Annotated in this window: 13 protein-coding genes and 1 pseudogene; 2 read left to right on the plus strand and 12 right to left on the minus strand. The window is 53.1% G+C overall.

The annotated features are described in order from the left end of the window. Positions 1 to 53: 53 nt before the first annotated feature. From GRI36_RS13610 to GRI36_RS13635, 6 genes are all read right to left on the minus strand, one after another. The gene (locus GRI36_RS13610; protein WP_160598939.1) at positions 54 to 1,820 is read right to left on the minus strand and encodes a SulP family inorganic anion transporter; all 1,767 of its coding nucleotides are present in this window, start codon (positions 1,818 to 1,820) and stop codon (positions 54 to 56) included. A gap of 2 nt (positions 1,821 to 1,822) precedes the next feature. Continuing rightward, positions 1,823 to 2,182, minus strand: a complete 360-nt coding sequence (locus GRI36_RS13615) for a TIGR01244 family sulfur transferase (protein WP_160598940.1) — start codon at positions 2,180 to 2,182, stop codon at positions 1,823 to 1,825. Positions 2,183 to 2,191: 9 nt separating this feature from the next. Next, complete coding sequence (locus tag GRI36_RS13620; protein ID WP_160598941.1) at positions 2,192 to 2,635, minus strand: YeeE/YedE family protein; 444 nt, start codon at positions 2,633 to 2,635, stop codon at positions 2,192 to 2,194. Between the two features lie 4 nt (positions 2,636 to 2,639). Next, positions 2,640 to 3,068, minus strand: coding sequence for a YeeE/YedE family protein (locus tag GRI36_RS13625; protein ID WP_160598942.1), 429 nt, complete (start codon positions 3,066 to 3,068; stop codon positions 2,640 to 2,642). Between the two features lie 10 nt (positions 3,069 to 3,078). Further along, entirely contained in the window at positions 3,079 to 4,008 is a 930-nt protein-coding gene (locus GRI36_RS13630) for an MBL fold metallo-hydrolase (protein ID WP_160598943.1), read from the minus strand. 88 nt (positions 4,009 to 4,096) lie between these two features. After that, a complete protein-coding gene (locus GRI36_RS13635; protein ID WP_160598944.1) occupies positions 4,097 to 4,423 on the minus strand; it encodes an ArsR/SmtB family transcription factor in 327 nt (108 codons plus the stop codon). A 266-nt stretch (positions 4,424 to 4,689) separates the two neighbouring features. On the opposite strand from GRI36_RS13635, the gene GRI36_RS13640 reads away from it, so the two are divergent. Then, positions 4,690 to 5,310, plus strand: a complete 621-nt coding sequence (locus GRI36_RS13640) for a hypothetical protein (RefSeq protein WP_160598945.1) — start codon at positions 4,690 to 4,692, stop codon at positions 5,308 to 5,310. Positions 5,311 to 5,391: 81 nt separating this feature from the next. Next, the gene (locus GRI36_RS13645; RefSeq protein ID WP_160598946.1) at positions 5,392 to 6,336 is read left to right on the plus strand and encodes a transglutaminase-like cysteine peptidase; all 945 of its coding nucleotides are present in this window, start codon (positions 5,392 to 5,394) and stop codon (positions 6,334 to 6,336) included. Between the two features lie 9 nt (positions 6,337 to 6,345). Here the strand turns inward: GRI36_RS13645 and GRI36_RS13650 are convergent, their stop codons facing one another. The 6 genes and pseudogenes from GRI36_RS13650 to GRI36_RS13675 all read right to left on the minus strand — a co-directional run. After that, complete coding sequence (locus GRI36_RS13650; protein WP_160598947.1) at positions 6,346 to 7,611, minus strand: HlyD family type I secretion periplasmic adaptor subunit; 1,266 nt, start codon at positions 7,609 to 7,611, stop codon at positions 6,346 to 6,348. After that, positions 7,608 to 8,684: a cell wall hydrolase gene (locus tag GRI36_RS13655; RefSeq protein WP_235902296.1), complete on the minus strand. Its 1,077-nt coding sequence runs from the start codon at positions 8,682 to 8,684 to the stop codon at positions 7,608 to 7,610. The genes GRI36_RS13650 and GRI36_RS13655 overlap by 4 nt, the downstream gene beginning before the upstream one ends. Next, on the minus strand, positions 8,681 to 10,810 hold the full coding sequence (locus tag GRI36_RS13660; RefSeq protein WP_160598948.1) for a type I secretion system permease/ATPase: 2,130 nt from the start codon (positions 10,808 to 10,810) through the stop codon (positions 8,681 to 8,683). Before GRI36_RS13660 ends, GRI36_RS13655 begins: the two co-directional genes overlap by 4 nt. 30 nt (positions 10,811 to 10,840) lie before the next feature. Next, positions 10,841 to 12,235, minus strand: coding sequence for a TolC family protein (locus tag GRI36_RS13665; protein ID WP_160598949.1), 1,395 nt, complete (start codon positions 12,233 to 12,235; stop codon positions 10,841 to 10,843). 9 nt (positions 12,236 to 12,244) lie between these two features. Further along, positions 12,245 to 12,961, minus strand: coding sequence for an OmpA family protein (locus GRI36_RS13670; protein WP_160598950.1), 717 nt, complete (start codon positions 12,959 to 12,961; stop codon positions 12,245 to 12,247). A gap of 28 nt (positions 12,962 to 12,989) precedes the next feature. Further along, positions 12,990 to 15,426 (minus strand): annotated as a pseudogene (locus GRI36_RS13675) (beta strand repeat-containing protein); the annotation flags it as partial.

Raw genomic sequence — 15,426 nt, forward strand, 5'->3', positions numbered from 1 at the left:
GATTAAGCCTGTAAAGTCACGCAAAACCGAGAGGATCTAAGCCCGCGGATTGCTCAAATCACGTAACAAGTCTGGAATGGATCGCCATCTTTGGTCGCCTCCACTTGTGCGGCAATTGTGCTGAACGCATCCGCCTGAGACAAAAAGAGCTTGCCGCTCAATTCTTTAACGAAGCCGGTATCAGCGAGGCGATCCATAACCGGGCCTTTGACTTCGGAAAGATGCAATTCGATGGCGCCATCGGTCAGCCTGTGAGCGATCGCCTCAAGGCTTTCCAATCCAGAGGCATCGACCGAATTGACGGCTGAAAACATCAGTATGACATGCTGCAATTCAGGCCGTTCCGCGACACGTTCGAGCACGAACTCCTCCAGCCATCTGGCGTTTAGGTAAGTCAGGCTTTCATCGACCCGGATTGAGACTATTTCGGGCATAGTGAAGACGTGATGCCGTTCGACATTGCGAAAATGTTCGGTTCCCGGCACCCGGCCGACTATTGCCGCATGAGGGCGCGATGCTTTCCACAAATACAGCAACAGGCCAGTGCCGACACCGGCAATCACACCCAATTCTACCCCGGCGGCGAGTGTTACCCCGATGGTCGCGATGTGCGCAGTGAAATCAGCCTTGGAATAATGCCACAAATGGACTGGTGTCTTGAGATCGACCAGGCTGAGCACTGCAACTATGATCGTGGCGGCCAGCGTCGCAATTGGCAAGTTGAATAGCAGCGGGGTGAGGAACAGCGTGGCCAGCGCGATACCCACCGCAGTATACGCGCCAGCAGCAGGCGTTTGCGCCCCGGCATCAAAATTCACAGCAGAACGGGCGAAGCCGCCAGTGACAGGGTAGCCACCAGAAAAAGCCGAGGCGATATTTGATGCGCCCAAACCGATCAGTTCCTGATCGGGAGTAATCCGTTGTCGGCGCTTGGCAGCAAGCGTTTGAGCCACAGAGACGCTTTCGACAAAGCCGATGATCGAAATGAGCAACGCTGGAACCCATAATTGTGCGATCAGACCTGGATCAACGCTCGGCACGGTGAAAGGCGGCAAGCCTTGCGGGATCGCCCCCACCAGCTTGACCCCCCGCGATGCAAGATCGAGAGTAATGACCGCGATAATGGTTGCAATAACCGCTAACACTGGCCCCGCCTTTGCGGTCATTGTCGCGGCGCGGGGAGATAGTCCCACCTTTTCTAGAAACGGTTTGGCTCCGCTGCGGACCCAGAATAGGAATATCGTCGCGGCAATGCCCAGCACCAAGGTCCAAGGATTGGTTTCTCCGATTGCACTGGCAAGCCCAGAAAGCATTTCAGGCCAATTATCGCCGCCTGCAGATATGCCGAGAATATGCTTCAGCTGACTGGTCGCAATCAGAATACCGCTGGCGGTGATGAAGCCTGAAATCACCGGATGCGACAGTAGATTGGCAAGGAAGCCTAGCCTCAGCAATCCAAGAACCGCCAGCATCACACCTGAAAGCGCCGCCAAAGTAATCGCGGCTTCGAGATATTCGGACGTGCCTTGCGCTGCAATCGCACCTGCCGCAGATGCAGTCATCAGCGACACCACAGCGACCGGCCCGACGGCAAGCGTCCTGCTTGTCCCAAAGATCGCATAGGCAATCAGCGGCAGAATTGAGGCATAGAGGCCGACGACCGGCGGTAAGCCTGCCAGCAAGGCATAGGCCAAGCTTTGCGGGATCAACATGATGGTGACGATTATCGCCGCCAACATATCTGCGCTCAATGTGTCCCTGCTGTAATTGCGGCCCCAATCGAGTATTGGGAAATAGCGCGCCAGCCGGACACTTTTCATCTTCAGGAACCCAATTTCGGCGGGTCAGCAGGCAAATTGCTGTACAATTGCCATAGCGCAGCCGTGCGTGCGCCTGACCGGCAATAGCCAAGCACAGGAGCCTGCATTGTCGCCATCACTTGGCGCAGCTCCTGCGCCTCATGCTCGCTCAATTGTCCAGGAATGATCGGGATATAGGCAAAGCCCAGCCCGAGCTTGTGCGCCGCGGCTTCCATGTCTGCAGAGGATGGTTGATCGGGAGCCTCGCCATCAGGCCGGTTATCGACAATTGTTTTGAAACCGGCAGCGGCGATCTGCTGTAGGTCGGCGGGCGAAATTTGCCCGGTCGCGGAAAATTCATCACAAATCTGGTTCAGTTCCATTTTGATATCCTAACTTGAAAGAGCTTGAAGGAGATGAGGCTTTCGATCGGTCAAGAAGCCGTGCAGCCACATTCCGGCAACCATCGCCGCGACGAACAGCGCCGTTTGCCATGTTCCGAAGGCCAGTCCAGCCAGCGCCGGTCCCGGACAGTATCCGGCCAGGCCCCAGCCCGCGCCAAACATCGCGCCGCCAATCATCAACTGCCGGTCGATAGTCCGGTTTTCGGGAATGTGGAATGCATTGTGGAACAGCGGCCGTTCCATCCGCCGAACCAGCAAATAGCCGATAGCAGAAGGTATCAGGGCGCCGCCCATCACAATTGCCAGCGACGGGTCCCAATTCCCGAACAAATCGAGAAATGCGATAACGCGGGCGGGATTGACCATATCGGACAATGTCAGGCCTGCGCCAAATATCGTTCCGGTGAACAAAGCTGCAAAAAGAGTTCTCATCGGCTCAGCTCCCTATCAAATGGCGCGCAACGCCGACCACCAGAAAGCCGGCGGTCATAAAGGCCGCCGTTGCTGCGAGAGAACGCGGCGAAAGGCGCGCCATCCCGCAGACCCCGTGTCCGCTGGTGCAGCCATTGCCAAGCCGCGTTCCGAACCCGACCAGCAAGCCGCCAATGATCAGCACGATCAGCGAAGATGTGACCGTGATGGCCGGCTGACGGACAAAGCCGTTCACAAGCAATGCGCCCAGCGGCAGGCCCACAATAAACATCGCCGCCTCCGCTCTTTTCGGTCCGCTGCGGGCGATGCCGAGCGCACGCGCCGCCATGCCGCTAACCCCGGCGATACGGCCCGACATGAGCAAGAGCAGCGCAGCAGCAAGGCCGATAAGCAACCCTCCTGACAAGGCGATAAGCGGATTGAGCGGTTCCATTAGCAATTCCTTACAGGGTGTTGAGGGGCAATTTTAGATAGGCTGTGCCGTTATTTTCGGGTTCGGGAAAATGTCCGCCCCGAATATTGACTTGGATCGATGGCAGGATGAGCTGGGGCATAGCCAAGGTAGCGTCGCGGGCCGTCCGCATCGCGACGAAATCGTCTTCGCTCACACCTTCGTGAACATGGACATTGGCTGTCCGTTCAAATCCGATGGTTGTCTCCCAGGCAAATTCGGTCCGGTTCGGCGCCTTGTAATCATGGCACAAAAACACCCGCGTTTCGTCGGGCAATTGGGTAAGGCGCTTGATCGAACGATACAACATCGCCGCATCGCCGCCGGGAAAATCAGCCCGCGCCGTCCCATAGTCGGGCATGAACATCGTATCGCCTACAAAGGCCGCGTCGCCGATAATATAAGCCATGTCTGCAGGCGTGTGACCAGGGACGTGCAGCGCGGTGAACGGGATTTCGCCTATTTCCATGCGGTCGCCATCATCGAACAAATGATCAAATTGCGACCCATCACGGGCGAAATCAGTCCCCTCGTTGAATATCGTACCAAATACGTCCTGCACCCTCAGAATCTCGCGCCCGATTGCCAATTTACCGCCAAGCTTTTCCTGCAAATATGGCGCCGACGACAAATGATCCGCGTGAGCGTGCGTTTCGAGTAACCAGTCAACCTTCAACCCTAGTTCACGGACGTAATCTACAATCAGGTCCGCTGACCGGGTGGATGTACGGCCCGAACGTTGCGCAAAATCCAAAACCGGATCGATAATCGCGGCACGCTTCAAAGCAGGATCATGAACCACATAGCTTGCAGTGAAAGTGGTCTCGTCAAAAAATGCCTTTACGGCGGGAGTATAACCGCTGCCGCGCAGCGCGCCTCTGACCTGCGCTTGAGCCAGTTTCAGATGGGGATCTGCATGCATTTTTGGTTCCTCAAATTTGGCCTGAATTTACGAAGCTCCAATACCGGGAATTACAAATAAAAGACTGATAATACGCCTCAATTCTCGGCTAGACGAGTTCCGGACAGTAAATGGAATGGAGCAATTCGAGCACCTGTAACGCGCGCGGATCATCCACCCGATAGTAAAGCGTTTGCGACTCCCGCCTGAAGGCAACCAGACCCTGCTCGCGCAATTTCGCCAAATGCTGCGACAGCGCAGATTGGCTGATGCCGACCCGTTCGACCAGCGCCCCAACCGGCAATTCGCCAGCAGCAGCGAGATGACAAAGAACAAGCAATCGTGACTGGTTCGAAAGCGCACGCATCAGCGCAGCGGCGGCCTCTGAATTGGCCGTCATTGCAGCCATGTTTGCGGTGCTGTCGATTCGCGTCATTTGCTCATTATATTCACATTCTCTAAATTAGCAATAGATAATACACTGAGGCGCTCCCGCGATTGCGCCAAGATAACCTCAAAATCTGTAAAGATGACTCTTAACCGGGTCTGGCGGGCTACTTCCAGTTCACCTTAATGAAGGCTGGCGTAATTTCCTTTTTTAGCGGGCGTGGATATGGTATTCCAACTTCGAAATTGCGAGGATTTACATGGCCTTTGTTCGAGGCTTCGTTAGCGAGAGTATTTAGGGAAAGCCCCACTTCGTTGATTGTATCGAGATCGAAAAAACTCACCATTTTAATATCGGTCAGTCTGATCGCCTTGTTGCTTGGTATCACCCTTCAATCTGGTGGCAGCTTAGTCCCGAAAAATCATAAACAGCAGCCAGTATATCCAATTAGATTTCTGCTTCCGGAACCTCGTAAATTTGTCAAAGAGAGCGCGGCCGAGACCGTCTCAAATCCCGAACCGCTCGAAGTCTCTGATACCTATGCGAACATAGTGGAGGGATCCCAAAGAGACGATCCCAAAGAGCCTGCCTACGACGCTAGCCCTTCGGACGTTCCAACAAACCGCAGATTCATGCCGCTGGACTATGATTTGAACCGGGCTGGAGACAGCAAAGGGGTGCTAGAGATTGAAATGCCCCTTATCGTTAATGGCAAGCTTGGCCGGCGCTTGGAGATCAAGATCGCTGAAGGCGGAAATATCCTAGTTTCCAAGGCCGCCTTCTTAAAGCTGGTAAAGGAAGAGAACATTGTCATGCGAAACACCATGGCTTTGCCCAACGTAGAGCATGTGAGCTTTTCTCAAATCAGAGATGTTGGCCTAGAGGTTAGCTACGATCCCATCGCTGACTCTATCTCATTGCGCTCAGGCAATTAGAGCGCAAATCGCAATTTGTTACATAACCGTTTACCAACAATCGCAACCGAGCTTTGACCAGTTCCATGCAAACGTCGCGGCATGGAACGGGAAAAATTTTCAAAACTGGCCGCGACGTTAGGTTGCCTTATAGCTTTTGCCACTGGTGGGTCGATCAATGCGGCAGCCCAGCAACTGCCACTTATCGTTGCCTTACCCAGTGTCATTGTCCTGCCCAGCACCCCGACATTAACTGACCAGGCTGTTTGTGCGGTTTCGAGCGAAGCGCGCGATGGTGAGAGTCAATCAGTGATCTCAAAAGGCGCAATCATTGCCGGCGGCGTAAGCAAGTTGGAGCAGATGAGGTTGGCGCAGCAAGGCGTTGCTGCTGGCTCCGCCGTCACCTCTCTTGAAAGCACCGCGCCCCTAGTTCTAGCATCCACAGCCTCTTCCGGCCTCGGACTAACGAGCTGCCTCCAGGTCAGCGCGAAAGTCGACCTACCCAAATCATTTGTGCAGCCTCGGATGCCGGGGGATAATGATATTCTTGGTAGCCAACGGATCAGGATAAGTAAGACAACATTGGACGCGAAATGGGACCGCGTACGCAATGAAGGCGTCAGCCGTCGCACCGCTCAGCGATTTATCAATCGCGGGACAAGCGACAAGTTGGACCTCATTGATCAGGTTAATAGCAGGATAAACCGGGAAATCAGGTTCGTAGAAGATGCTCGCTCGAACGACCAATGGGAAACTGCATCGCGGACAATCCGTCGCAAGACGGGCGATTGCGAAGACATCGCGATAGCGAAGATGCAGGTTTTGTCTGCGCTCGGGATCGCCAAAGACAAGATGACGCTGACGATTGCCCGTGATCTTGTACGCGGGCGTGATCACTCGGTCCTCATCGTTGAACTAGAAGGCAAACGCTATTTGCTCGACAACGAGTCCGACCAGTTGCTCGATGGCCGTATTGCCAATGATTATCGGCCAATTTTTAGCTATAGCGGCACAGAGAAATGGATCCACGGCTACACGGCTGGCTAATGGATCATTTCAGCGTTCAGTCAAAGCCTCGCCAAACGCTTTGGCGACAGGCTTCAAAAGATACGTCAATATTGATTTACGCCCAGTGACAATTTCGACGTCACAAACCATTCCCGGGACGATGGGCAACCTCTGCCCTGCCCGTTCGATATAGGCCAAGTCGGTTTCTATAAGAACGAGATAATATGCTTCTCGCTCTACTTCATCGAAAATTGAATCTGCGCTGATTTGCTGCACTTTGCCAGGGAGACCGCCAAAAATCGAAAAGTCATATGCAGTCACTTTTACGTTGGCCGTGTCGCCGACTTTGATGAAAGCAATATCGCTAGGGCTTACCCGCGCCTCTACCAGCAATTTATCGCCGATCGGCACTACCTGCATGAGTTTTTGACCCGCATTCACGAAGCCGCCAATTGTGCTGATCTGGACGTCATTGACGATTCCATCAACCGGAGCTCGAAGTTCGTTTCGATCTTTTTTCGCTTCTGCCCCCCTTATGGTTTCCTGATTTACCGCAATGCGTGTGTTAATTTCGCTGCGTTCGTTCAAAGCCTGTTGGCGGAAGTCTAGTCTGGCAGCGTTCAATTCTGATTGAGCTTCTGCCACGGCGGCTCTCGCTCTGGCTACACCCTGCCTTGCCGCAGATAAGCGCCCTCGTGTTTCGACCAGTTCCCTTTGCGCAGTCAGAAGCTCGGTCTGCGGAACGATCCCTTTTTCAGCAAGCGGCTGCAACATCGCCACTTGTTCAGACGACAACCGAACACTGTTTTCCAAGGTAGCTACTGACGCCTGCCCTTCAGCCATGTCGCGACGTCGTTGTTCGATTGCTGACGATAATGCGGCCTCCCTACTTTGCGCTGTTGCACGGCGCATCTGAGAGAGTCGCCTCTCCTCGGAACATTGTGTCCCCGGTGCACAGCCGACCGAACGGCCTGATGCTTCACTATCCAACCGATTGGCCCGCACAGACAAACGTTCATTCTCAGTCTCAAGTTGGCCCAGTTCGGATGATGCTTGTGCGTCGTCCAATCTGACCAAGAGCTGCCCTTGCTCAACTTGCTGGCCGCCCCTAACCAGAATAGCGCTGACCACCGCCGGTTCTGACGGCTGAACTACTTGGGTCTTGCTCGAAGGGATCACCTTACCGATGCCGCGAGTTATTTCGTCGACCTGTGCAAAGCTGGCCCACAAAAGCAGGAGTGAAAGGCCAATTGATGCGACTGCGATCAATTTCGTATTGGCATCCCAAGAAGCCAGACGGTTTCTAAAACTCACTGGTCGGCTCCAATTTTTTTAGCGTCCAATTCGGCCAATTGGTCGAGTGCTTTCGATTGGGCTGAATTTTGCTGTTCAAGCTTGGCCTGATACCCGGCGCTTGCAGTTACCGGATCCGGGATCGAAAGCCGCCATTGCTTACTCGGGTCGATCCTGCCGCCCACGTCGCTGTCAGCTCGCCGATCAGTCATATCGCGGATAATCGGAACGCCGGGCAATATTTCGCCAGAATTTAAGGCATCACTACCGGCAAGCTCGATCGCTTGGCGCATCTTGGAAAAATCCAGACTTGGAATGGATTCAAAACCAGACCAACGCTGGCCAAATGCTTGAGATGACCCCACTCGGCCGTGGAAACGATAGAAAATGTGCGTGCCAATGACCTGCACTTTTGCAAGCTTGTAGGCCCAATTTGGCAGGACATAGTCGGCATGGTAATGTGTTGAAGTACCTACAGACTTTTCCGTCTGGCCGGCCAAAGCAGCCTGAGCGACAGCACGTGACTCTGCCCATTGCGGTGCCATCGGCTTTCGAAGCAATGAGCCGTCGCAGGTAAAGCTGAATTGGCATACTCTACGATTGGCCCCTTCGTAGACTACGCCGCAAACTGAATTGGGGTATGCAGCATGCCGCATCCGATTGAGGATGACTTGAGCCACGGCTCGTTTTCCTTGAGAAAATTCATTTGCTGCTTCGTAATAAACCGCTTCGGTCATGCACCGCAGCGCGCTCTTGTAAGCCCCGTCATCTGCCGCAAGATAAAACTTTGCGTTAAGAGTTTCGAGCGGACCTCCGAAGATTGGGATCATTGCATTGCGATCCTGAACGGATTGACCGTCAATTTCCACAGTCTCTCCTGGCATGACCGCCATGGTCGCCAATTCAGTGATCTGGTCTATCTCTGCCTGGGCAATGGCATTTTCACGTTCGGTCTGAAAATTGTTTTCCGGCATGAGAAAAAAGCCGCCGCCAACAAGCAAAAAGCAAAAGGTCACTATTCCAAGAATTTGAAGAGCGGGACGCGAGGCTTCCGTCTTGACCGGGGTTTCAATTTCAGGATCAATATCGTTCATTGAAGCTGTATTCCTGCGGCTGTACCGATGGTTGCTTTGGGTCCGTCAGCAATCACCCTCCCGTTATCCAATACAATAATTCGGTCACAAACTGACAAAAGTGCTGGCCTGTGAGTGGATATCAGCAAAGTTTGGTTTTCTGCGAGTGAAGCTGACAAGCGTTCGACGAACAGCTTCTCCGTTTGGCTATCCATAGCGCCGGTAGGCTCATCCAAGAAAAGAAGCTTTGATGGCTTAACGAATGCACGGGCCAATGCCAAAAACGACCTTTGGCCTCCTGACAACTGGCTGCCATGCTCGCCTGCCGCCCGGTCAAAACCACCTGCATCGCGGGACAGGAACTGATCCGCGCCGGTATTCCGCAATGCTGCGTTTAATGCCTCATCGCTAACGTCAGCCCGGCCCAAAGTCAGATTATCTTTGATTGATCCGGTAAAAACCCCTGCATCTTGACCCACGAAGCAAAAATTGTCTCGGATATCTTGCGGTTGATATTGATTGCTATCGATCCCGTCGATCATCATTGAACCGCCCGTTGGTCTGTATAGCCCGCAGACGATACGGCCCAAGGTTGACTTGCCCGAAGCAACTCTCCCGATAATTGCCACTCGCTCGCCCGGTTCAAATGCAAGATTCAATTCTTGCAATGCAGGAGTGGCCGTGCCGGGATAGCTGAATTCCATATTCTCCATTTTTATGGACGCGGTGCGCAGTTCAGCAGGAAGGCTGGAGCTTCCAAAGCGGCGTTCGTCGTCCGCATCGAATAAACCCTCGATACTCGTGAGGGTCTCTTTCGCTTGGCGGGCTCTAGTCAGAATGAATGCCAATTGGCCAGCAGGCGCGAGCGAGCGGGAGGAGATCATGACGATCGCAATAATTGCACCCATCGTTATTTTACCTGCATCGAACAGGTAGAAACCACCAATAACCAACGAGATACTGGAAATTTGCTGGAATGAAGAAGCAAGGCCGACAGCGACAGCATTGATTTTCTTCAACTTTTGTTGGCTGAGCGTGCCAACCTCGGCAAGCCGGCGCCATTGCCCGACCATACCGCCCTCGCTGTTCAGGCTTTTTAGCGTTTCCATTCCTGAAAGCGCTTCGACAAGCAAAGTCTGTTGCAGTCCGTAATCAGCCTGGGCGTCCTGCGCCGCTTCAGTAACTTTACGCTGTAAAATAAAGCCCGAAATGGCCATTACAGTGATGGCAATTATGGGGACAATTGCCAGCCACCCAGCAATATATGCAATCGCGGCCACAAATAGCACCAGAAACGCCATGTCGACCATTAAGACAATGGTAGTTGAAGCGAAGAAGTCGCGGACCATTGCGTATTCGGAAACGCGGGCAGCAATTGACCCAGTATGGCCCTGTTTAGCGCTCAAAGGGGTCGCAAGAAGCCGACCGAATATTTTCTGCGATAGCTTAAGATCGAGCCGGCGGCCAATATGGTCCACCACGTTTGCGCGCGCAGTTCGCAATGCAAACTCAAGGGCGAAAGCGAGCAATACTCCAACGGCAAGGACCCATAGGGTTGAAACAGTGCGATTGGGGATGACGCGGTCATAAACATTCATTGAAAACAGGGGGAGCGCGAGCGCCAAAACATTAATCATCAGTGACGCCAGCAGAACAGGCCTGAACGAACGTTTCTCTTTGTGAATCTCGCTCCAGAACCAGTGATTGCGACCTTTGCGGTACCACGGCGTTCCGCCTTCTCTCAGATTATCAGAGTCACCAGTAACAGTCAGGAACTTGCCCGAAAACAAATTGGCAACACCTGCAAATGGCAGCCACTCTGGCTCGGTCAATCCAGGTTTCCATACCAGAAGGTCCCCATCGGCCAGTTCGTGCAAAACCGCCGGCTCATTATTCTCCAAAAGAACTAGCGCAGGATAATCATACTGCTTGTGCGACAGACTGGAACCGAGCCGTGGTTGAAAATTCATTCCCACTGCTTCAATCGCGGCCTCGGCCTGATGAAATGGCAAATAGCCGTCAGCGCTCCTCGCCAAAACGCCGATATGCGCCTTGGTCAGCTTTAGTCCGAAACGGTTGGCCAGCTCCGCGATGGCAGCTACAAGCGGATCGCCCACGCTGTCTACTTCAGTAGTTTGCTGCAACATTGCTCACCCACCTGTTTGGGGCCGGATCCTTCATTGTGGCCTAACGCGGCGTTGAAGCTCGGAAGGGGCGCTCGGACCGTAGTCGAACTCACTGCGTTCGTTCTCTCCAGAACCATCGCCTGGCGCCAATTGGATGGCTTCAAGCAGTAGGTTGGTCGCGGCAAGAATCTGATATTCTGCGAACATCTGAGAGAAGCGAGCTGTTTCGAGACGAACTTGCGTGTTGTAGCGTGTGTTCTGCGCATCAAGTACATCCAGCAAGGACCGGCGCCCAACGTTGAATTGGCTGCGATATGAAAGAAGCAAATCATCACTGACTTGGCTCTGCCGCGCCAAAGAATTCGAAATTGACGCTTGCGCCTCCATTGCCGTCCAAGCAGCACGGGCATCTTCCTCTGCTTCGCGGGTGATTTGGTGCAGACGATACCTTGTTTCGCTAGCGCGGCGGACCATTTCCTGAACCTTCGCCCGGTTAATTCCTCCATCGAAGATATTCCAACGCAAATACACTCGCGCTTGCAAATCGTTCGTATCGCCATTGAAGCCGTCAATATCTTCACCGATACGGCCGCGCATTTCGACGCCTATGGTTGGCTTCAGATCCCCTTCAGCCGATTTTACCAGGCCATGGGCTGCATCGACATCCGCATGAGCTTCCTTCACCCTCGGGTTCGATATTCTTGCAGCACCAACTGCAGCTTCAATATTTGCTGGCAGCATGCGATCCAAATCCGGCGGCAAAACGACCGAATTGACATCGAGTCCTGTCAAACGCCTCAGCGAAATTTGCGCGTTAGCCAAGCTTTGTTTTGCTTCTGCCTGCCGCACCAAAGCCGACTGCAATCTTTCTTCAGCCTGTTGCTGGTCTGCGATACTGATCGAGCGTTGCCGAACACCTTCTGCAAGGTCACCAACAAGCGCGGTGTGAAATGCGACATTGTCCTCAGAAGCTGCCAGTACACGTTGCTGCAAGACAACATCGAAATATTGGCGGGAGACCTGAAGGGCAATAAATTCGGACCGCTCCACGACGCGCAGCGAAGCTCCATCTACACGGGCAACTTGCCGCTCCAGCTCACCACGCCGGCGACCAAAATCAAATAGGGTCCAATCCAACCGAGCGTTGGCTTCCACCGGATACAGCTCATTATTCGATATGCCGAGGTTACGGCGAGTGGTGTTCTCTAACCGGCGCACGCCTGCCGAGGCCTCAACATCTACGCGAGGCCCGTACAATCCTTGAGCCTGCTTACGTTCGAATTCGATCGCTTCCTTATTCATTTGCGCCTGAATAATTTCCGGGTTTGAAGCGATGGCAACCTCAATTGCATCTTTCAGACTAATTTGCGTTTGATCCTGCGCCACTGCGCCGCTGGCCACGCCAACGAGAAGGAATGTTGCGAGTGCTAGTTTTCGTTTAAACATTGTAACCCCTTACTTCGCAGAAATTTCGACACGGCGGTTTTGTGGATTTCGCTCGCCGTCTGGCGTTGGAACACGTGGCTCATTTTCTCCTCGAGCGGTCGCAGTAACCATCGAAAGCGAAATGCCGCCTGCCGCCAGAAATTTGGCTACAGCGTCAGCCCGTTCGCGGGATAATCGGTCGTTATAGGCGTCACTGCCCGAGCGATCTGTATGGCCGACAATTTCGATTGAGGTCCAATTACACGGGCCTGCGTTTTGTTGAACGAACGCGAGCGTTTCAGATGCCGACGGCGGCACATCTGCTGAATCGAAGTCAAAAAAGACAGTCCCTGTGACTGGTTCATCGCAAAATTCTTGTCTTGCAACAGGCTGAGGCGCAGGCCGCGAAACAGCTGGCGGGGGCGTCACTTCCATTAATTGCGCAGCGAGAGCGCATTTCGAAATGCTCGACCTGTCTTTTGTGGAGGATTTTAAGAACCCCAATGCAATGCCGCATTGGACCTTAGCTTCATTCGCCCACATAAACCGATTATTATCTGCAGAAATAATCGCATCATCCAAGCTCAAGACAAGGCCTCTGTCATAGCGTGTTCGGATCTCACTTTTGAGAGCATCTTCGCTCATTGACATGAGAGTGTCAGCGTCGTCCTGAGCGTTAACCTGCGACGGAAGAACTGCCACCAATCCTACAGATCCGCCGATCAACCATTTCCGAAGATACTTCATTTCATTCCCCTTGCTGCTTGCGGCATAATCATCCGTTGGCTCCGACTGCTGACAGATCTTCAGATATGGCTTGCAAAGCCATGGGTTCGAATACGAATTGGCCTGAACTGCCACCCCCTGAGATTGCAGTTTCACTTAATGCTTCGATCAAATTGGGCATTTCGCTTCCAGCAATCAGGGCGGCAATGGGATCGCCATTGGATGAGATTGCAACATGCAAAGGTCCGCCGTCGTGAATGTCTTCACCGCCAACAAGTGAGCCTGCATCAGCAAAATGTTCGACAATCGAATTGACGTATTGTTCATCCATCAGTTCAGCAATTGCTTCAGAATAAGCATAAGAGCCTTGCGCCCCCGCCGGATCAGCTTGAGCCGCCAGTTCGAGCACCTCAATGCTAAGCAAAGAGTGCATCAACGCTTCATTTAAGCCATCGTTAAGATGCTCATTATTGGAAGAAATCTCGTTAATGCGGTCGACCGATTGAAGCTGGTCCTCAGCTTGGTTTACCAATTGATGCTGCGGATCAGAGATCCCTTCAAAAGGACCCTCTGTACTTGACAGTCTGGAGAAATCTCGTTGCGCGAATGAGGGGTCAAAGTTGAATACACTTTCAAGCGCTGTGCTTCGTTCAGCGTCCACGTCCGTCAGGGTAACGGACGCTCTTTGGTCCAGATCACTATATTCCATCAAAGATACAGGTTCGCTTGCCATGGCAGGAGCCGCCACACCTGCCATCGCAGTTTCGCTGATCAGATAGGCACCGGCTGCTGCAGTGACATTCGCCATTGCGGTTGTCCGCTGGAGGCCGCGATCTGTCGCGCTTGTGGCGAAACTGGCATCGGCTAGCAGGCCATGGGTGCCGTCAGCATTGGTATAGGAACCAGTACCGTGAACAATCACGTCGCCGTCAGCTGCAGAGTATTGTGCTTCGTCCGATGACAGACTGATTGAGATTATGCCTGCATCAGACAGTGACACGAATTCGCCTGCATCAACTACGCCGTCGCTGTCAGCATCCTGCCAAACACCAAATTCTGAGAACGCCACATCATTTGCATCAAACACAGCATCACCATTGCTGTCATACACCATAGCCAGACCTTCAAGATCTGTTTTCGCGCCAGCGGCATCGTCCGCGAAGGTAATATCGAGGCCATCATCTGTTGCACGGGCAAGCAGGCCGTCGTCTGCACCTACCCAAGCAGTCGCTACAAATCCGTTTCCGTAATTGTAAGTTACGCCTGCATCCAGACCGAGGAATTCTGCTCCATCACCATCAAGATCGAGCACAATTGGCACGACTGCAGGCGTTGCGGTTATGTCCAATATTCCTGCATCCACGACATCACCATCGCCATCGACGATCGAAATCGGGACAGTGAAATTGACGGGGTCGTTAGTGATCGACGTTGCGCCAAAGTCTCCAACCTGGAAGGTGCTTCCGGCTTCCCAACTGTACTCCACGCTGTTGTAACCGTCTTCTGTGAAAACACCGATCACAGTTCCAAGGAGCGAAGCACCGGACTCACCCTCGACGCCCGCCACCGAAACTGATCCATTGCCATTCAGGGTCACAGTAAAGGTTTGCCCGTTGACGGAATAATCGGTCGGGGTCGTAGTCGGAATGATAACGCCGCCGAATGCAACTCCCTTATATTCGATTGTAACGCCGCTTATTGTATCAATTACACCGTCGCCAACAATTAGGTTGCCATCGGGATCATCGAAAGCGGTGATCTTGACAGTCGATCCACTGGTGGATTTAATCAGGGCGGTTGCCCCGTTGACAGTATAATGTCCGTCGAAATTATGATCGCGGTTGGCCGCTGCGGCATAATTCAGACCACCTACAGTGTCAGCTGTGTCTCCGCGAAGATCGGTTACAAAGTCGACCCTGAAGGTTTCACCGCCGCTTTGCGAGCCAACAAACGCGTTGCCAATCCCACCAATTGTCGCCGTAGTATTTACAGACGAACCGTTTGCTCCACCAATTGCAGGCGTCAGCAGCAGGTCTAAGCTATCATTATCAATTACTATGCCGCCAAGGCTTTCACCATCCTCCACGAAACCGTTCCACGAATTATTGCCACCCGTGAAATCGTAAGCATTGCTGTTGAAGGCAATCTCACTGGTTGAATCGATCGGCTGACTGATGCTGACTTTGTATTGGTCAGCTGATCCTGTCGGCTGAAGCTCGATTTTGAATACTTCAGTGTTATCAGTCGACTTAGTGGCCGTGATGACAGTGCCGTTTGCGGAAATTGTATATTCTAGGTCTGCGAAACCAGATGTGAGACCCTGCCCCTCAAGCGCAGCGATTGTAGCCGCAGTAAAGATGACTGAACCGGGGCCGTCTGCACCGTAATTGTTATCTACGTCACCGTCGCCCTGATCGAGGGTCGTAGGCGTAGACATCGCATTTGCCTTATTGATGATCGTCACAGCTGCAGGATCAAGAGCAAAA

This window comes from Pontixanthobacter gangjinensis, from assembly GCF_009827545.1.
GTDB lineage: Bacteria > Pseudomonadota > Alphaproteobacteria > Sphingomonadales > Sphingomonadaceae > Pontixanthobacter > Pontixanthobacter gangjinensis.